The 19,704-nt window shown below is 47.7% G+C and carries 18 protein-coding genes; 7 read left to right on the top strand and 11 right to left on the bottom strand.

The features are described 5' to 3' along the window. Position 1: 1 nt before the first annotated feature. A complete protein-coding gene (locus tag NYE28_RS01395; RefSeq protein WP_332286560.1) occupies positions 2–1,294 on the bottom strand; it encodes a sensor histidine kinase in 1,293 nt (430 codons plus the stop codon). Positions 1,295–1,537: 243 nt separating this feature from the next. On the opposite strand from NYE28_RS01395, the gene NYE28_RS01390 reads away from it, so the two are divergent. The 4 genes from NYE28_RS01390 (at position 1,538) to NYE28_RS01375 (ending at position 6,562) form a co-directional block, all read left to right on the top strand. Further along, positions 1,538–2,521, top strand: coding sequence for a glutaminase (locus NYE28_RS01390; RefSeq protein ID WP_007409011.1), 984 nt, complete (start codon positions 1,538–1,540; stop codon positions 2,519–2,521). A 24-nt stretch (positions 2,522–2,545) separates the two neighbouring features. Beyond that, complete coding sequence (locus tag NYE28_RS01385; protein ID WP_025284172.1) at positions 2,546–3,982, top strand: alanine/glycine:cation symporter family protein; 1,437 nt, start codon at positions 2,546–2,548, stop codon at positions 3,980–3,982. A gap of 115 nt (positions 3,983–4,097) precedes the next feature. Then, complete coding sequence (mmuM, locus tag NYE28_RS01380; protein ID WP_094031462.1) at positions 4,098–5,045, top strand: homocysteine S-methyltransferase; 948 nt, start codon at positions 4,098–4,100, stop codon at positions 5,043–5,045. Between the two features lie 113 nt (positions 5,046–5,158). Further along, entirely contained in the window at positions 5,159–6,562 is a 1,404-nt protein-coding gene (locus tag NYE28_RS01375; protein WP_161620106.1) for an amino acid permease, read from the top strand. A 40-nt stretch (positions 6,563–6,602) separates the two neighbouring features. Here the strand turns inward: NYE28_RS01375 and NYE28_RS01370 are convergent, their stop codons facing one another. Beyond that, positions 6,603–7,670, bottom strand: a complete 1,068-nt coding sequence (locus tag NYE28_RS01370; protein WP_015416722.1) for a branched-chain amino acid aminotransferase — start codon at positions 7,668–7,670, stop codon at positions 6,603–6,605. Between the two features lie 369 nt (positions 7,671–8,039). Here NYE28_RS01370 and gltP point away from each other — a divergent pair, with 369 nt between their 5' ends. After that, positions 8,040–9,290, top strand: coding sequence for a glutamate-aspartate/proton symporter GltP (gene gltP, locus NYE28_RS01365; protein ID WP_007409006.1), 1,251 nt, complete (start codon positions 8,040–8,042; stop codon positions 9,288–9,290). Positions 9,291–9,326: 36 nt separating this feature from the next. Here the strand turns inward: gltP and NYE28_RS01360 are convergent, their stop codons facing one another. The 9 genes from NYE28_RS01360 to NYE28_RS01320 form a co-directional block, all read right to left on the bottom strand. Beyond that, positions 9,327–10,295, bottom strand: a complete 969-nt coding sequence (locus NYE28_RS01360; RefSeq protein WP_025284170.1) for a rhodanese-related sulfurtransferase — start codon at positions 10,293–10,295, stop codon at positions 9,327–9,329. Between the two features lie 104 nt (positions 10,296–10,399). Beyond that, a complete protein-coding gene (locus tag NYE28_RS01355; protein ID WP_007409004.1) occupies positions 10,400–10,675 on the bottom strand; it encodes a hypothetical protein in 276 nt (91 codons plus the stop codon). Between the two features lie 42 nt (positions 10,676–10,717). Beyond that, the gene (locus NYE28_RS01350; RefSeq protein ID WP_007409003.1) at positions 10,718–11,533 is read right to left on the bottom strand and encodes a phosphatidylserine decarboxylase; all 816 of its coding nucleotides are present in this window, start codon (positions 11,531–11,533) and stop codon (positions 10,718–10,720) included. Beyond that, complete coding sequence (locus tag NYE28_RS01345) at positions 11,526–12,014, bottom strand: DedA family protein (protein WP_003156711.1); 489 nt, start codon at positions 12,012–12,014, stop codon at positions 11,526–11,528. The genes NYE28_RS01350 and NYE28_RS01345 overlap by 8 nt, the downstream gene beginning before the upstream one ends. Beyond that, positions 12,005–12,538: a CDP-diacylglycerol--serine O-phosphatidyltransferase gene (gene pssA / locus NYE28_RS01340; protein WP_007409002.1), complete on the bottom strand. Its 534-nt coding sequence runs from the start codon at positions 12,536–12,538 to the stop codon at positions 12,005–12,007. Before pssA ends, NYE28_RS01345 begins: the two co-directional genes overlap by 10 nt. Positions 12,539–13,014: 476 nt before the next feature. Further along, the gene (gene purT / locus NYE28_RS01335; RefSeq protein ID WP_032870218.1) at positions 13,015–14,169 is read right to left on the bottom strand and encodes a phosphoribosylglycinamide formyltransferase 2; all 1,155 of its coding nucleotides are present in this window, start codon (positions 14,167–14,169) and stop codon (positions 13,015–13,017) included. Positions 14,170–14,250: 81 nt separating this feature from the next. Continuing rightward, complete coding sequence (locus tag NYE28_RS01330; protein ID WP_061581726.1) at positions 14,251–15,321, bottom strand: iron-containing alcohol dehydrogenase family protein; 1,071 nt, start codon at positions 15,319–15,321, stop codon at positions 14,251–14,253. Between the two features lie 71 nt (positions 15,322–15,392). After that, positions 15,393–15,863, bottom strand: a complete 471-nt coding sequence (locus NYE28_RS01325; protein ID WP_003156718.1) for a helix-turn-helix domain-containing protein — start codon at positions 15,861–15,863, stop codon at positions 15,393–15,395. Positions 15,864–16,127: 264 nt separating this feature from the next. Next, on the bottom strand, positions 16,128–16,571 hold the full coding sequence (locus NYE28_RS01320; RefSeq protein WP_025284165.1) for a hypothetical protein: 444 nt from the start codon (positions 16,569–16,571) through the stop codon (positions 16,128–16,130). A gap of 373 nt (positions 16,572–16,944) precedes the next feature. On the opposite strand from NYE28_RS01320, the gene NYE28_RS01315 reads away from it, so the two are divergent. Beyond that, the gene (locus NYE28_RS01315) at positions 16,945–19,119 is read left to right on the top strand and encodes a glycoside hydrolase domain-containing protein (RefSeq protein ID WP_337681216.1); all 2,175 of its coding nucleotides are present in this window, start codon (positions 16,945–16,947) and stop codon (positions 19,117–19,119) included. 72 nt (positions 19,120–19,191) lie between these two features. Next, entirely contained in the window at positions 19,192–19,617 is a 426-nt protein-coding gene (locus tag NYE28_RS01310) for a hypothetical protein (protein ID WP_023356680.1), read from the top strand. The last annotated feature ends 87 nt before the right edge of the window (positions 19,618–19,704 follow it).

The following is a 19,704-nucleotide window of genomic DNA, read 5'->3' as shown; positions in this document are numbered from 1 at the left end:
ATTATGAGTTCATCCTTTCTGCAATCAAATGCTTCACCGGCAGTTTAATCGTAAATATGACGCCTTTTGGCTTGTTATGAAAGGAAATGTCTCCGTCAAGTTCAGTTACGATTTCCTTCACGTAAGTAAGCCCGATGCCCGTTGAAGGTGTGCCGAATTCATCGTATTTGGACGTAAACCCGGGATCATAAACGACCTCTCCGATTTTTTCCGGAATGCCGGGACCGTCATCTTCCGCCTGAAATTCAGCCTTTTCTCCTTCCGTCCTGCGCAGCGCGAGGCGGATCTCACCCCTGTCACCCATGGCTTCGACGGCATTGGCGGTCAGGTTATTTAAGATCGACAGGACGGTAAAGACGTGATAATCGGGATGCTCTCCTTCAATCACGCTCCGGAATTGAATGTCCTTGCCTAAAGATTCGGCGTATTTTTCATTGATTCGGATGACGATGCCGACCAGAGCGGCGGCATTCATGTAATCCCGGAATCTCTCATTGGAAATCAGCTTCGACAAACCGGCGAATATTCGCTGATTGTCTTTTTTCACTTCATGAATTTCTCCCGCAAGGCGCAGCATTCGGCTCCCGAGCTCCCGGTCGTTCCCGCTCATTTCCCGATATAGCTGATAGGATTCTTTCGTCACATGCTCCGTCGTTTTCAGCGTTTTTTTCAAATGAATCGTTTCTTCATATAAGTTGGACACAATCATCAGCATGTGCTCATGCTGCTTTCTCGTTTGTTTTTCCCTGACCTGAGATTCGTGCAGCTTCATCACGTTGAAAAAACTCAGCACAATAAATGTGTGAGAAACAGCGATAACCGCAATATCCGCCAGCTTGTCCGGCATCATAATCTGCCGGCCGCCGGAAAACTGAACCGTCATTTCAACGGCATCGGACGCAATTTCAATGAGAAAACCGAGAAACCCGATCATCAGCGGCCGATCCCAAAAAAGCCTGACCTTCAGCACATAAAACAAGCAGGCATATGTAAAGTAAAAAAAGAAACTGGGATATTGGCTGAAAAAAGCCTCCGTAAAGCCGGCATGCTCTCCTCCCCAGCACTCCAGGCCGATCCGGAATGCCACAGCGGCTGCACCTGTCAACAGCCCTGACAATACTGCCGGCACATGCCGAAGCAGCAGCAGAAAAAAGAAAAAAGCCGGGGCGCCGAAGCTGATCCGATATACCTCATTCAGGGGGTAAAATTTCAGTTCCCCCGCCAGCGGCACGGTGATCAGCATAAGGGCGAAAAGATAGCCGTCTTTTTTCAGTAAATAGTCGAGCCTGATCATAATCACTTCCTTCTTCTGTCTATTTTGAACAAGACCGACACAGTCCGCAAATTTCTTTAGACCCGAATGGCGGGACGCTCCGGCTGATTTATAAATCTATCGGCTTATTTTAAGAATGATTTTGTCGTATTTTGTATGATTCTGTAGATGTCATTATACATTAACATGGAACACGCTATTTTTGAAAACGTTTTCCAAGACCGGTTTCCGCTTCGGACAGGCTTGCAATAGAGGAGGAATGTTATGAAAGATATGGTCAGAGAGCGCCTTGAAAAAGAGGAACTGGCTTCACTTTTACAAGATTGGGTCGAGCATTACCGACCGTTTTCCGTCAATGGAAAAAGCGCAAATTATATACCCGCCCTCGGAGAAATCAACGACTCTCAGCTGGGCATTTGCATATTAGAGCCGGATGGCTCAATGATTCATGCCGGTGAATGGAATGTCCCGTTCACATTGCAGAGCATCTCAAAAGTCATCAGCTTTATTGCCGCCTGCATGAACAGAGGCATTTCTTACGTGCTGGATCGTGTGGACGTGGAACCGACGGGTGATGCGTTTAATTCTATCATCCGGCTTGAAATCCATAAACCCGGGAAGCCCTTCAACCCGATGATCAATGCCGGCGCCATTACCGTCGCCTCGCTGCTTCCGGGTGAAACGGCGCATGATAAATTAGAATATCTCTTTTCCGTTTTTGAAAAATTAATAGGAAAACGCCCACACATTCACGAGGAGGTCTTCCGTTCTGAATGGCAGACCGCGCATCGGAACCGAGCGCTCGCCTACTATTTAAAAGAAACGAACTTTCTCGAGGCGGATGTGGAAGAAACGCTTGAAGTGTATTTAAAGCAGTGCGCCATGGAGGGTACAACCGAGGACATCGCTTTAATCGGATTGATACTTGCGCATGACGGCTACCATCCGATCCGACGGGAACAGGTCATTCCGAAAGATGTCGCAAAACTCGCCAAAGCCCTGATGCTGACGTGCGGAATGTACAATGCGTCAGGCAAATATGCGGCTTTCGTCGGCGTCCCGGCCAAAAGCGGGGTATCCGGCGGCATTATGGCATTGGTTCCTCCAAGCGCCAGAAGAGAACAGCCTTTTCATAACGGCTGCGGCATCGGCATTTACGGTCCGGCCATTGATGAATACGGCAACAGCCTGACCGGCGGCATGCTGCTGAAACATATCGCACAGGAGTGGGAGCTCAGTATTTTTTAATCAAACGAACCAAGAGGTGATTGGATGCAGGAATTCCTTGAAAATGTAATCGGCTCGGCAAATGATTTTTTATGGTCAAAACTGTTAATCGTACTGCTTCTTTCTCTGGGACTGTTTTTTACGTTCAGATCAAAGGGTCTGCAAGTCCGCATGCTGAAGGAAATGATCCGGGTTTTGAAGGAAGGCGCGGCCGCCCGGACAAAAAACAGCATTTCCCCGTTTCAGGCATTTTGCATCAGTATGGCGGCGCGTGTCGGAACCGGGAATATTACCGGAATCGCCATTGCGATCTCACTCGGCGGTCCGGGCGCTATTTTCTGGATGTGGATTATCGCAGTCATCGGTTCGGCTTCAAGCTTTGTTGAAAGCACGCTGGCCCAAATTTATAAAGTAAAAGATCAAAACGGATTCCGCGGGGGCCCGGCCTATTACATGGAAAAGGGCCTGAAGAAACGCTGGATGGGCGCGCTGTTCGCCGTATTAATCACACTGTCATTCGGGGTTGTTTTTAATTCCGTTCAATCCAATACAATCAGCGTCGCCTTTCAAAACGCATTCGGCACCAGCCGGCTTACATTGGGCATTATTTTAATCGTGGTTTTCGGCGGCGTAATCTTCGGCGGCGTCAAACGAATTGCGAAAATGGCGGAATACATCGTGGTCGTCTTGGCCGTTTTATATATCGGTGTCGCTTTCTTTGTCATTCTGACGAACATCACCCAATTGCCCGGCGTTCTGTCGCTAATCGTAAAAAATGCGTTCGGCATTGATCAGGCAGCGGGCGGCGCTTTAGGTGCGGCCTTGATGCAAGGTGTAAGACGCGGGATTTTCTCAAATGAAGCGGGTATGGGAAGCGCTCCGAACGCGGCGGCGACAGCTACAACGAGCCACCCGGTGAAACAGGGGCTCATTCAGGCATTCGGCGTCCTGACGGATACGCTCGTCATTTGTACAAGCACGGCGCTTATCATTTTATTTTCAGACGCGTATCACCAGCCGGGACTGAGCGGCATCGCGCTTTCTCAGGCCGCCTTGAGCGATCATGTCGGCGCATGGGCGTCAGGTTTCCTTGCCGTCTTAATGCTTTTGTTCGGCTTCAGCGCTCTGATGGGCAACTATTATTACGGAGAAACCAATATCGGATTTTTAAGCCAGAACAAAAAATGGCTGTTCATTTACCGCATCTGCGTGCTCGGAATGGTACTGTTCGGCTGTATTTCCAAAGTCCAGCTTGTGTGGGATATGGCTGACTTGTTCATGGGCTTAATGGTGGTCGTGAACTTAATCGCGATTTTCCTTCTGTCGAAAAAAGCGTTTGCCGCTTTGAGCGATTATGCCCGGCAAAAGAAAGCCGGAAAGGACCCCGTCTTTTACAGAGATGTGCTCCCTGATGATGACGGGATCGACTGCTGGGAGTATTCAGACATCGCGAAAAGTGCGAAAGGCAAACACATTTCCTAAACAAAAGGTGTTCGGGCAGCGTCCTGAACACCTTTTTTCTGCCGGTTCATTGACAAAGAGAATAGCATCCATTACCCTTTTTATATATTTTCAGTAAAGTCAGAAAGGAAGGCCTATGAATCCCATTACACAAATATTAAATGAATACCCGGTTATGATCATAGACGGCGCGATGGCAACCGAGCTTGAGCGGATGGGCTGTGATTTACATGACGATCTGTGGTCGGCCAAAATTCTTTTGGAGAGGCCAGAACTGATCAAACAGGTGCATGCAGAATATTTTGCCGCCGGCGCTGATTGCGCGATCACCGCCAGTTATCAATCGACAATTGAAGGATTTGCAGCGCGCGGCATCCCGGAAACCGATGCGATACGTCTCATTCAGACATCTGTTGAACTTGCCGCACAAGCACGCGATGAATTTTGGGCGCATGAAGAAAACCGTTTACACCGGCCCAAACCTTTGGTCGCCGCTTCTATCGGACCTTACGGCGCGAGCCTCGCTGACGGCTCAGAATATCGCGGGCATTACGGACTGACGGAGGATGAGCTGATCAGCTTTCACCGCCCCCGGATGAAAGCCCTTATAGAATCCGGCGCCGATCTTTTGGCCTGTGAGACCATTCCGTGTCTGTCAGAAGCAAAAGCGATCACAAGGCTGCTGGAGGAATTCCCCGGCACTTATGCATGGATGAGCTTCAGCGCCAAAGACGGACGGCATATCAGCGAAGGCACGCCTATTTCCGAATGTGCGGCCCTGCTTGACTCCTGCAGCCAAATCGCAGCGATCGGCATCAACTGCACACCGATTGAACATATTCCGCCGCTGATAGAAGAAATCAAACGGGCAACGTCCAAACCGATTATCGCCTATCCGAACTCCGGCGAACAATATGACCCAGTGACAAAAACCTGGAAAGGCGCAGCGTGCGAAAACCATTTCGGAAAAAGCGCGCAAAGCTGGTACGAAAACGGCGTGAGCCTGATCGGCGGCTGCTGCCGGACGAAACCTGCGGACATTCAGGCCATTGCCGATTGGGCCAAGACCTTAAAAACAACTTGACTAATCGGAATAGTTTGTATATTCTATTCAAAAAGCCGGTTCGCCGGAATCTCGTGCCGTTCGCCGGCATGAGATTTTTTATTAGGACGGCCCTCGCAGAAAGTTGGAAAACAATGAACAACAAGAACGAGACGAATTTTCAGAGAAGTATGAAAAGCAGACACCTCTTTATGCTATCACTTGGAGGTGTGATCGGAACGGGGCTGTTTTTAAGCTCTGGGTATACCATTCATCAGGCGGGTCCGGCGGGCACCATTTTCGCTTACCTTTTGGGCGCGGGCATCGTCTATCTTGTCATGCTTTGCCTTGGTGAACTGTCAGTGGCCATGCCGGTGACGGGCGCATTCCACACCTATGCGAAAACCTATATCGGGCCCGCGACGGGCTTTACGGTCGCATGGCTGTACTGGCTGACGTGGGCGGTGGCGCTGGGCTCTGAATTCACGGCGGCCGGGCTTTTCATGCAGCGTTGGTTCCCGCATACTTCAGTTTGGATGTGGAGTGCGGTATTCGCTCTTTTCATCTTTTTATTAAACGCCTTCTCCGTGAAATTTTTTGCTGAATCGGAGTTTTGGTTCTCAAGCATTAAAGTCTTAGCCATCTTACTGTTTATTTTATTGGGCGGAGCGGCGATGTTCGGCATCGTCCCGATGAAAAGCGGTGAGGCCGCACCTATGCTGTCGAACTTTACGGATGGCGGCAGCCTTTTTCCAAATGGCTTTTTCCCGATACTGATGACGATGCTTTCAGTAAACTTCGCTTTTTCAGGGACGGAATTGATCGGAATCGCCGCAGGGGAAAGCGCCGATCCGGAAAAAACCGTTCCGCGCGCCATTAAGACCACAGTCTGGCGGCTGGCGCTTTTCTTTATCGGAACGATTTTTGTGCTGTCAGGGATGATCTCCATCAAGGAAGCCGGTGTGATTGAAAGCCCGTTCGTCACGGTATTTGACAGAGTCGGCGTGCCTTATGCGGCCGATCTGATGAATTTCGTCATTTTAACGGCGCTTCTGTCTGCGGCCAATTCAGGGCTGTACGCGTCATCACGTATGCTGTGGTCCCTGTCTAAAGAAGGGGAGCTTCACCCCGCCTTTGCCAGGCTGACCTCTAAAGGCATTCCTTTTAACGCTCTGATCTTCAGTATGATCGGCGGCATTCTGTCGTTGTTGTCAAGCGTATTTGCAGCGGATACAGTCTATCTTGTTCTCGTCTCCGTCTCAGGATTTGCGGTAGTGGCTGTGTGGATGAGCATCGCCGCATCGCAATTTTTGTTCCGAAGACGGTTTCTTACAGAAGGGCACCAGCTTTCAGACTTAAAATACAGGACGCCGGGATATCCGGCCGTACCGATAGCGGCCTTTCTCCTGTGCCTCGCCTCCTGTATCGGCATCGCTTTTGATCCGAACCAGGCCATCGCCCTTTATTGCGGAATTGCATTTATGGCCGTTTGCTACACCGCTTATTACTTGAAAAACCGGAAAAGCAGAGCCCGCGTGCAAGCCGTAAAATCCCAATAACCAAAAAAAGAACCCTGCAGCGCAAGGGTTCTTTTTTCATTTATACTTCAACCACCCATCTGAACGAATCCCGCACCTTCCCGACTTGGATGCCGGCAATCGTCTCATAGAGCCTTTCTGACACTTCACCGATCAAACCGTTATTCAGTTCAATCGTTTCTCCGTGAATGTGCAGCGCGCCGACCGGCGAGATGACGGCCGCGGTTCCCGTACCGAATACCTCTGACACCTCGCCTCTCATCGCAGCCTCATAGATGTCATCAATGGCGACCTGTTCTTCCCTGACGCGGATGCCCCAGCTTTTTAACAGCTCTATCACAGATGCGCGTGTGATGCCCCCGAGAATGCTTCCGTTTAACGCCGGCGTTACGGCCTCTCCGTTTATGATGAAAAAGATATTCATACTCCCTACCTCTTCGGCATATTTCTTTTCCACCCCATCGAGCCAAAGCACCTGATCATACCCCAGTTCTTCGGCTTTCCGCTGAGCCTGTAAGCTGGCCGCATAATTTCCGGACGTTTTGACGTCGCCCACTCCGCCGGTGACGGCACGCACATACTCATCCTCCACATAAATACGGATCGGTTTCAGCTGATCGCCGTAGTACGAACCGACAGGCGTCAGAACAACCATGAACTTGTAACGCTTTGACGGCCGGACGCCTAAAGAAGGCTCAGTCGCAATTACAAACGGACGGATATATAAAGAGGTTCCTTTTTCTATCGGTATCCATTCCTGCTCCAGCTCCACCAATTGTATCAATGCCTCCAGCGCCAGCTTCTCGTCAAGAGGCGGCATGCTCATCCGCCGTAACGATTTATTCAGCCGTTTTATATTTTGGTCAGGACGGAACATCAATACCCGGCCGTCTTCTGACCTGTAAGCCTTCAGCCCTTCAAATACGGCCTGCCCGTAATGGAAAACCGATGCGGAAGGATCCAGATGGACCGGTTCATAAGGGGTGATTCTCGGATCATGCCACCCTCTCTCCTCTTCGTAATCCATGACAAACATGTAATCTGTGAAGTACTTGCCAAACCCCAATGAAGCGGAGTCCGGTTTTTCTTTTCTTGCTGTGACCTTACGTCTTTCAATCAGTTGATTCAACAAAAGCACACCTTTCTTGTAATTGTTCAAATTTTCAGTCTTTTGTAAGCTGCCTGTTTTCTCTGCCTGAATCGTGTATGCACAGATATATGAGGATGCAGTTGACCGTATCATAACAAATATACCACTTATAAGAGGATAATTATCAAAATTTTTGATATTTTCAAGCGAAAATCTAACTTTATTTTATTCTGCTTGATTTTTTTCAATGAGGACTTTCTGTCATATTAAATGATTGCGCTTACATAATGTAAAGCAATCCTTTCTTTCGCACAGTCAATCATGTGACAAATTTATGGCGAATAGGAAGGTGGTTGCCGACTGCTTCACGAATTACGTAAGAAATGCGCAAGTAAAAGGGGGATTCGCTTGAAAAAATTTATCGCATTCCAGATTTTGATCGCTTTAGCCATCGGAGCATTGATCGGCCACTTCTTCCCGGATTTCGGGATGGCGCTGCGGCCCGTCGGAGACGGATTTATCCGCCTGATTAAAATGATTGTCGTGCCGATTGTGTTTTCGACCATTGTTATCGGAGCCGCCGGCAGCGGCAGTATGAAAAAGATGGGCAGTCTCGGCATCAAAACGATTATTTGGTTTGAAGTGATTACGACGCTTGTTCTGGCGCTCGGCCTGTTATTGGCGAACGTGCTGAAGCCGGGAGTCGGACTTAACCTCTCTCATCTTGCTAAAAAAGATATTCACGAGCTTTCCGGCTATACGGAAAAAGTAGTCGACCTGAAACAAATGCTTCTTGATATTATCCCCGTTAACATCATTGACGTCATGGCGAAAAACGATCTTCTCGCCGTCATTTTTTTCGCGATTTTATTCGGTGTTGCCGCAGCCGGCATCGGCAAAGCCTCCGCACCTGTCATGAGTTTCTTCGAATCCACGGCAAATATTATGTTCAAGCTGACGCAAATGGTAATGGTCACCGCTCCGATCGGCGTTCTCGCCCTGATGGCCGCCTCTGTCGGGCAATTCGGAATCGCGCTTTTGCTTCCGATGCTGAAGCTGATCGGCACTGTGTTCCTCGGGCTGTTCCTGATACTCTTCGTTCTGTTTCCGATCGTGGGGCTTATCTTTAAAATCAAGTACTTTGAAGTGCTGAAAATGATTTGGGATCTGTTTTTGATCGCTTTCTCCACGACAAGCACAGAAACCATTCTGCCTCAGCTGATGGATCGGATGGAGAAATACGGCTGTCCGAAGCGGGTCGTCTCCTTTGTGGTTCCGTCAGGTTTATCGCTGAACTGTGACGGCTCAAGCCTCTATTTATCGGTGTCCTGTATTTTTCTGGCTCAGGCGTTTCATGTGGAGATGCCGCTTTCTCAGCAGCTTCTGATGATGCTTGTGCTCGTCATGACAAGCAAAGGCATTGCCGCCGTCCCGTCAGGCTCACTCGTCGTGCTTCTGGCGACAGCGAATGCCGTCGGTCTCCCCGCGGAAGGCGTCGCCATCATTGCCGGTGTCGACCGCGTCATGGACATGGCGAGAACCGGCGTTAACGTGCCCGGCCATGCGGTCGCCTGCATCGTCGTGTCCAAGTGGGAAAAAGCATTCAAATATAAAGGACCCGTCACGGCAGACCAGACCGCCCGGACAGAAAGTATGTAAACACAAAAAAGACCACCTTATTGGTGGTCTTTTCTATCAATCAATCGCCGCATGATCCTCTTGTTCAATCAAAGCAAGGCGTTCATTGATTTCTTCCTGAGTCATTTCGTGCTCTTTCACATACATGTTGCGTTCGTTCGTACGGCATTCGTGACTGCAGCTGCGCATGTATTTGTATTCATTCTCAGGTGTGCAGATCATTTTTTTATTACATTCCGGATTTGCGCAGTTCACATAACGCTCGCACGGCTCGCCCGTGAAATAATCTTTTCCGATGATAACGTGCTCTACACGGTTGACCGGTACGCTGATTCTTTCGTCAAACACGTAGCACTGTCCGTCCCACAGTTGCCCTTTCACTTCAGGATCTTTACCGTAAGTGACGATACCGCCGTCAAGCTGGGACACGTCTTCAAAGCCCTTCTTCAGCAGCCAGCCGGAAAATTTTTCACAGCGTACGCCGCCTGTGCAGTACGTGAGGATTTTTTTGCCTTCAAGCATGTCTTTGTGCTCTTCAATCCAGTCCGGCAGCTCACGGAACGCCTCAATATCAGGTCTGACCGCTCCGCGGAAATGACCGAGGTCATACTCATAGTCGTTTCTGGCGTCGATCACGATCGTGTCAGGATCCTGCATTTGCTCATAAAAGTCTTTCGGTTTCAAATGCTTGCCCGTCGTGACATTCGGATCAACATCATCTTCGAGACGAAGCGTCACCAATTCTTTTTTATGGCGCACAAACATTTTGCGGAATGCATGTCCGTCAGCCTCGTCAATTTTGATCGGCATGTCGGCAAAGCGCGGATCAGCTTTCAGCGCATTCATGTATTGTTCCGTCTGTTCAACCGTTCCGGACACCGTACCGTTAATGCCTTCCTCAGAAATCAAAATACGGCCTAACAGACCGAGCTCCTTACAAAACTTCAAATGCTGAGCCGTGAACTCCTCAGGCTCATCAATCTTTACATATTTATAATAAAGTAAAACTCTATATTGTTTTTCCATGATTTATACACCCTGTTCAATTATATTAATGATCGCACACTCTACTATATCATACAGGAAAACAGGCGAAAGATGAACATTTCCGTCCGTACTCTTTCTTCCAGTCACGCTTCGCCTTTTAAAACCTGCTGAAAATAAAACCGATACGTATTGCGCAAAAAGGTCTCAAGCGAAAGGCCGGCCGCGGTCTGATACTTGCCGATAATAAACGGAAAACGGTCACGGCCTTTTGCCCGCAAAAGATCGGCGCTGTCTTCAGCCAGTTCTGAGATGAGCGCCTCAACGACAGGCCGGCATGCGTCCCGCACGGCTTCAAGAATTTGCTGATCCCCTGTATGCTGGTACTGTTCTATCAGCTTTGCCAAATCCTTTTCTTCCATAATGTTCACTTCCTTACACCATATAAAAAAGAGGAGCAGCTTTTATAAAGCGGACGCCTCCTCCTGTGACTCCGCATAACCGATGATCTGGCCGACCTGTAATTCACGGCCTTCAGTCAGGTTATCCGAAGGGGTAAACATATCTTTCTCGAATACTAAAATAACGGTCGATCCAAATGAAAAATAGCCCAGCTCTTCTCCCGTCTCAAGCCTGTTTCCGGTGTTTGTCTGAACGATCGAGTTAATATTCATCGCACCTACCGGAATCATGAGCATCTGCTGGTCAGCACGGGTCAGCTCGTACACATAACGGTAATTTTTTGAGAGCACATCTTTCCCGTACTTCAACCCCATCGTATTAACGGGATAGGAGCGTTTCCCCAGCTCGGCCAGCTTCTGATACGTGCAGCTGACGGGAGAATGGAAGCGGTGGTAATGTCTCGGGCTCAGGTAAAGCACGGCAAAACACCCGCCGTTATACTTGTGATCGGCGCTTTTAAACCCCGTCAGTTCGGCGAACGAATAATCCTTCCCTTTTACCATGAAAGTTTGATTAGGTTTAATCATGCCAACCGTCTGAACGACACCGTCCACCGGGCTGACGATGGCGTTCTTCTCTTTTGCCACGGGGCGGAGATTCAAATTAATATCACGAATGAAAAATGACGCCAGTGAATCAAAGTCAGAAGCCGTGCGCTCCGTTTCATTCCAGTTGATGCGATAGTGTTTGGAAAACAGCGGAATCATCGGCTTGCTCAGTTTCGATTCACAGAAGTTTTTAATGAGATAAGACGTCAATCGATTATTAGTCAGTTCAATCAATGAACGGTAAAGAACTTTAGCGGCAGTATTAAACATTGATTACTCCTATGAATTTTCCTATAGTAATAAAAATAAAACACCATAAAAACGCTCCGATGGCGGCGAAGCATAAGTAGGTTTTGAATTCCATTCTGCCGATTCCGGAAAAGTAGCAGGTCACGTGTCTGATGCCGGGGATGAAATAACCTAAAATAATGGTGTACGGCCCGTACTTCTTCATCCACCTGTCTACTTTCTCCATCCTCTTTTCCTTCAGGCCGACCCATTTCCCGAACTTATTAATAAACGGCCGGCCGGCTTTTCTGCCGATGAAGTAGCTGATAATCATCCCCAGGAGCGCTCCGATAAAGCTGATCAGAATGGAGAGCCCGTAATTCAGCACGTTTAAATGAGCGAAGTAGCCTACAAGCGTCATCATGACTTCATCCGGAATAGGCAATCCGATAATACCGAGTGTCAGCATAAGAAAAATCGCGATATATCCGTAATCGGATATTAATTGCTGAACTAATTCCATCTTCTGCTCTCCAGGTTTTCAGGCGCCTGTTTTTTAAAGTGCGGAAATTTAATGTTGCTGACCATTAAATAACCGAGCGCGATCGTTCCCGCCCCCAGAAGAAAAGCGTTATTGATAAAGCTCAAAATGACAAGACACATACCCGCAAACGGAATCGGCATCCCGATAAACGTCGGCAGCTTGCTTTGTTCAATATTAAATCTGGAAAGACGGATCATCCCGCAGATACTGTAGGAAAGCGCGATTAAAATTCCGATGAACGGAATCGTATATAGTGAAACACTGTAAGCGAGCATGGACGGCGCAACGCCGAACGTCACGAGATCAGCAAAAGAGTCAAGCTCCCTTCCCATCTCCGATACCGCGTTCAGCTTACGGGCGGCCAAACCATCAAAGAAATCAAGAAACATCCCGGTGAAAATAAAAATCACCGCAGAGTGTATATTATGATACAAAAGGGAATGAATCGATAAGAGCCCGCAAATAAAATTTCCAATTGTAATCATACTAGGTATATAATTCACAGTTTACACAAACCTCCAATTAAAACCATATCAAATCGGACTGCGTATGCATAAAGGCTCCATTTTACGGAAACATAAAATGAAATTCTTTCAATGCTATCATTCAAATTCTTTTATTATACAGCATTTGGTGTTATTTGAACAATCTAATCTGGTGATTTTTGTTTTTTCGCCGTTCATATTAAGGTAAGCAATCATGGATTCCTCTATTCCGGATTACCCTGCTTAAATATTCCATGCCGCGATCCGGATTGTCCGTTCTTGATGAATGAAAAGCCGTATGATGTATTGTTATTTCCTTCTCCGTGAAATGAGAACATTACATATAACGATTGCGGACATAAAAAGTTTCATGAATTAAAAAGCCGGCACAAAACGGCCTCATACATTATCTCACAACCCCGTTTTCCAGTATATAGTCTGCCAAACAAAAAAGGCGCCTTACCATTACGGTAAAAACGCCTTTTAAGATCATTTTATGTAATTGATAAATGACTGAGTGCTTCGGCCGCTCTTTCTCTGGCCTCTTCAACGGTCTCAGCTGCAGAAAGCGCAACCGCCATACGGCGTCCAACTTTCGTGACGGGTTTACCGAATACGCGGACCTGAGTGCTTTTTACCCCCAAAGCCTTTTCCAAACCTTCAACCGCATAATCAGCAAGCTCTTTTGGCGCCTTCAGCGGACGGCTTGCCCCCGGCGACAGCTGAGTGATTTCCGGAATCGGGAATCCCAATACCGCGCGGACATGCAGCGCAAACTCTGACAAATTTTGCGTTACAAGCGTAACGAGCCCCGTATCATGCGGACGGGGGGACACCTCGCTGAAATATACTTTATCTTCAGTAAGGAAAAGCTCCACCCCGAACAAACCGTATCCGCCGAGCTCGTCCGTTATGCTTTTCGCAATGTGTTTCGCCTCTTTGATCTGCTGTTCCGTCATATGATGAGGCTGCCATGATTCAATATAGTCACCGTCTTTTTGTTCATGTCCGATCGGCGCGCAAAAGGACGTACCGTTCGCCGCGCGCACTGTCAGAAGAGTGATTTCTGATTCAAACGGAATGAATTCCTCAACGATGACCCGGCCGTTTTTCACCCGGCCGCCTTCCATCGCCATGTCCCAGCAGCTTTTCAGCCCGGAAGCCGAGCGGCACACGCTTTGCCCTTTTCCGGAAGAGCTCATCAGCGGTTTTACCACGCACGGAAAGCCGATTGTTTCCGCCGCTTCTTTAAATTCTTCATATGTATTCGCGAATTCATAGCCGGCAGTCGGAAGATGAAGCGTCTCTGCCGCAAGCCGTCTGATGCCTTCACGGTCCATCGTCAGCTTTGCCGCACGCGCATTCGGAATGACGTGAAAACCTTCTTCCTCAAGCTTCAGCAGCTCATCCGTCGCAATGGCTTCCACTTCCGGCACGATCAAGTCCGGTTTTTCTTTCTCAATGACTTCTCTGACCTGCGCTTTATCAAGCATATCAATCACATAGCTTTTGTGCGCGGCCTGCATGGCGGGAGCATGCTCATAGCTGTCAACGGCTACAGTGACAACCCCGAGCCGCTGCGCTTCAATGACGACTTCTTTCCCCAGCTCGCCTGATCCTAATAACAACATCTTCTTCGCCTGATACATGTCCTTTGGCCCCTCCCTTTCTATACCCCACTCATTATAACGGAAATATTCAAAAAATAAAGACAAGATAGATGACAAGCTCTATCCTGTCTTTTGCGCTGATTCGAGCGATTCAATCGCAGCTGACACGTCCTTCTCGCGATATTGCCCCATTAAGCATAACGATTCTTCCGCCCGGCAGGCGTGAGAAGCAATGCGGCGCTTGGCTTCCTCATGGTTGTCAAGGATGCCGAGATCACAGAGACTGACGGGGAAACCGAGCCGGCGGTAAAACGGAAGCAGCTCTTCAATCTCAGGTCTCCGATTCTCAAGCGCGAGCTGCACCAATATGCCGTAAGCAACCTTCTGGCCATGCAGCACCTGATGTGTCTCCTGAAGAAAACTGAGTCCGTTGTGGACCGCATGCGCCCCTGCCATCCTGCACAAACGGCCGCCATACCCGCCGACCGTTCCCGCAAGCATAATGATCGTTTCCGCCGTATGGATGAACGGCACGGACAGCTCGCCTTTCTCCATGCTTCCGACGGCCGCTTCACTGTAACGCAATAACAGATTACGGATATATTCCGCCTGTCTCAGCCCCGCCTGCGCCATCAGCGGCGCCGCCTCCTCCGTATTTCTGATGACCGCCTCGGCCTCATACCATTTCGCCAGCGTATCACCGATCCCGCTTTTCATATATTCAATGGGAGAGGAAAGCAAAAACAGCGGATCAACAAGCGTCAAATAGCTTGAACGCTTATGATAATCAACTCTGATAAAATTGCCGCTCTCATCATATATGACACTCAACGGCGTACTTGCCGCACACGTCCCCGCAATGGAAGGAACCATCACAGCTTCAATATCAAGCCGGTCTGCCGCCGCTTTTGCCAAATCCAATATCGTGCCGCCTCCGATACCGATGATCACATCCGCGTCTTCCGCCTGCTCACAGACCTTACGCACCGCCTCAGGTGAACAGTATCCTTTATGCTGAATCACATCCCAGGAAGAACCGCCGCTGTAATCGGAGAACGCCTGATAGGATTTGATTCCGGTCACAATAACGGGTTTTCTGAATGTCTCCAGCAGCCCCGGAAGTTCTTTTGCGATTCCTTCCTTGCATATGTACTGATTCGGGCCGCTTCGGACGATATCTTCAGGCTTCATTCGAATCTCTCCTTTGGCTGGAATTTATATATATTTTCCCACTTGTCAGAAAATACATCAACCGGAGGTGCTCAGCGCTTCGCTTCTTCCGCCTCCAAAAACAGCTCATCAAGCCGCTCCAAAGCCTCTGCCTTTTCAAAACTGCTGAACCACAGATCATCATAAGAATCAAGGATGCGGTAATGGTGGGAAATCAAATGCTGCTGCAAGCGGAACTCGCCTTTTTTCTCGATGGCTTTCCACCACACCTTGCCGCCCATCGTCTTCCCCTTCGGCCTGTCAATTGTGCGGTGAGCAACCGTTTCAATGACCTCCAGCGGATCATCTCCTAATACGGATTGCAGTGTTTCACTTGATCTGAAAAGCGCGCAAACCGCCACAACATGCGGCCATTCCGCAAGCGCCCGCCCTTTCTCAATCTGCACCAGCGACTTTTTAGAAAGGCCGATCACATCCGCCATTTTCTCCTGTGTGTAGCCTCTCTCCGACCGGATTTTCTTCAGCTGGACTGAGACAAGCTCAGTCATATAATCTTGATCCATCTCAACCTCCATATTTATCAATATAGCCATTTTACACCGCGGCACGCCTTTTTTATATCAGAACATTTTCAAACGAATCAAAAGAACCCGGGATTGGCTTATCATTGAAGCGATGTACCTTCCCGCATAATCCAGAATGATGCGGTGAAATACAAACGCACGTCCGAATAGACAGGTGCGGGCTCCCTGGCGGTTGAGCTCCGGACAAAATAAAAAGCTGCCGCAGCTGCAGCAGCTAAAACTTTATAGACCGGAAGATCAGCATTATGAAGCGAATACAATCCATCTTGCACTATAATTGACACGTTTTTTCGAACCCTGATTGACCAATTTAAATCTGTATGAATCCCCTTTTTTCAACGAAGGTGTTTCAAAATAAGTCGTTCCATTTTTCTTTGCATTGGCGGTTTTGATTGTTTTCCAGGCACCTTTGCCGTTGACTTGCTTTTGGACGTATATTTTATACGTGCCCTTCCCTTTACTGTTGGATTTAAAAGTCACGGCTCTCAAGGTGTACTTTTTTGTCGTTTTAGTGAATTTAGGGTGATATGTATTGATCACATAGTTAGTGAAATACCCGCTTTTATAAGTATGAAGCCAGTCTTTAGCCTCTGCTTTTTGCGGAGAAGAAAAACCCATAAAACCAATTCCGCTGATTAAAAGAGTAAAAATAATGATGAGCGACTTAAAAATCTTTTTGCTTTTCATCGAGAAAATCCTTCCTTCCTGTAACTATTTACCCTATTTATGTTAATGACAATATAGCCAATCATAAATCCGTCCAACTAACCATTTTGACCGCAGGAGGAGATGTGAACAGCCCTTAAAATGACTATATGACTACTACTTATGATTCTTGTCATTTTTGATTAAGTGATAAAGTTACTTTAAACCGCTATTCATTTTGTTGTTTTTGTATCAATTGTCATAGCGAGGTCTTTTCCTATCAATGCCTCTCTTTCGGCGTTTGTTCTGCTGCTGTGATGGGGCTCTCCTTGGATAAACCCCTGCACCCATGACAAACTGTCATACGTTTGCCACCTATGAATGAACGCACAATACACATAATGGAGGGATTGCAATGGACGAAATGGTCCTGGAAACACAACAATGGCTGAATGAGACGTACAAAGGCAGACACGGGTACAACAAAGTGCCGGAAAACGGAAAAACGGGCTGGGATACCATTTACGGTCTGACACGGGCGCTTCAAATTGAGCTTGGTATTTCAGAACCTGCCGATAACTTCGGACCGACGACACAAAGATTGTTTAAGCCGTTGAAAAAGCAGGCTCCCGATTCTAAGCCGACAAACATGAATTACATTCTGCAAGGGGCGCTGTGGTGTAAAGGTTTTAACCCCGGCGGATTTTCAGGCGTTTTCTATGAAAATACCGAAAGGGCTGTAAAAGAGTTTCAAAAAGCGGCCGGGCTCACTAAGCAAGACGGCATCGTCACGGCACTCATTATGAAAGCCTTGCTGGATATGAGCGCTTTTCGGTTAGTAGCGGGAGGCGACAAAAGAATCCGCCAAATCCAGCAGAACCTGAACCGGGATTACAATGACTACATCGGCTTGATGCCTTGTGACGGCTTATATGCCCGCGATACAAACAAGGCTCTCATTTATGCTCTGCAAAAAGAAGAAGGCATGAGCACAAGCGTCGCCAATGGATTTTTCGGGAACGGAACGACCAGCTTATGCCCTACCTTGACTCCCGGCGATTCACGGACAGGCTTTGTCTTGATTGTCCAATACGCGCTTTACTGTAATGGGGAAGCGTTTGATCCCGGTGAATTCGACGGAAAATACGGCGTCGGAGTTGTATCGGCAGTGAAAGCTTTCCAAAAGTTTATGTGCCTGCCGCAGACCGGTTATGCGGACATGCCGACGATTAAAGCTTTATTATCAAGCTCAGGCGACACAACGCGGGCTGCTTCAGCTTGTGACACCGCTGCCATTTTGACGGCAGATACGGCTAAAACTTTGCGTGAGAATGGCTATAAGATCGTGGGAAGATATCTGACCGGGAATGTGCGGACAAGCAGCGGACTGACATCGAAAGCGTTAACGTCAAAAGAACTTTCCACGATTTTCAATGCCGGCTTAAGCGTGTTTCCGATTTATCAGGACGGCGGCTATGAATCTTCTTATTTTGTAAAAGACCAAGGAACGAGAGATGCGTACAGCGCTGCATCAGCCGCCCGAAGATTAGGTTTTCCGTCAGGAACGACCATTTACTTTGCGGTCGATTTCGATGCGTATGATTATGAAGTCACAGATAAAATCATCCCTTACTTTCAAGAAATCAAGTCAGCTTTTATGAAAATGCAGGCGTTCTCAACTGCGCCGAAATATGAAATCGGGGTATACGGACCGAGAAACATTTGTATCCGGACGTCAGAAGCAGGTCTGACCAAATATAGCTTTACGGCTAACATGTCGACCGGATTCAGCGGCAACCTCGGATACCCGATGCCGAAAAACTGGGCTTTTGATCAATTTTATGAAGGATCAATCGGAAGCGGAGCGGGAAAAGTCGCCATTGACAAAGACGGATACTCCGGAAAAGACTCGGGTGTAAGCAGCGTCCATCCGCCTTCTGATCCTGTGTATGATGCAAGACTGCGCACACTGACGGATATTTTAACAACCATTCCTGCTTTAGAAAATATATCGAATCTTGCGAATGCCATGTTTGAATTCGACAAGACAGAAACCATTTATGCATCACCTGAAATGGATATTCTTTTATCTACTTCACTTTTGGCAACAGTGCCAAGCGAAGGTTCTCCCAACACAGTTACCATTACAAATGGCAAACCGGGAGCTTATATTACCGGTCTGATGGGGGATTCACAAGTCTCTTTTACAGCATCACAAATTGATTCCTATCAAAACCTGCTTAACAGTCTGAGCTTGTCAGTCCGCAACGGTTATTTAGAAGTGTATGTCAATCCGGCTGCGGGATCGCTGAATATTCAATTTAAAATTTATACACCTGATATTCCGGTCGGTGACAGTGCTACAACTGGACTAACAACTACCATTACATTTAAAATAAAACAAAAGAGCTTCAGGTTGCCGGATTCCGAAGAAGTGTACTCTCCGGATTGGGATTCTGTCGTGAATACCATGGCTATTGCAGGCGCAGGAATTATTGTTATTGTAGGGATCGGTGCTTTAGTCGTTTTAGCACCTGAATTAGGAGGAGCTGCAGCCTTGTTCAGCACGGTTTTATCACTATTTCTATAATTGAACAGGCAGCTCCTTGCTCCAGGAATGCTCAATGAGTATTCTTGGAGTTATTTCTAAAGGAGGATTCGCATGAAGATTGATATGCAGACATACAAGGAAACCGTTCAAAAAATAGAAACCGATTTGATTCCGCGAAGTCAAAATGACAAAGAACTGCTTACATACTTAATGAAACAAGATTCGCTCACACTGAATCAAATGAAAATGTGTTTCACTGAACCGCCCCTCACCTTCCAACATACTGTCAAAATCGTATGTACAGTTACATTCATCACGTTATATATCTTTTTTTTCAGCACTCATTTTAATGATTTGATTGAAATGGCTCTGCAGATGGTTTTCGGCCTGGCCGGCCTTGTTTGGATTATTGCTGTATTTCCGTTTTCAAGAAAAATCCAAGTGTCTGACCGTTTCAGACAAAAATCTGAAAACACCCGTATCACCGGAATGATAGACTTTGTCCTCGAACAACGATACAAAGACATGATCAGTTAAAAACCCCTCTGCTTAAGGGGTTTTTTTATTATGCAATCCCTTCACCCCCCTTATCAAAAAGGCTCTTCCCCTTTGGAAAAAACCGGA

The sequence above is a fragment of the Bacillus sp. FSL R5-0443 genome, from assembly GCF_038608285.1.
In the GTDB taxonomy this organism is placed as follows: Bacteria; Bacillota; Bacilli; order Bacillales; family Bacillaceae; genus Bacillus; species Bacillus velezensis.
This window is presented reverse-complemented; position numbering and strand designations above follow the sequence as displayed.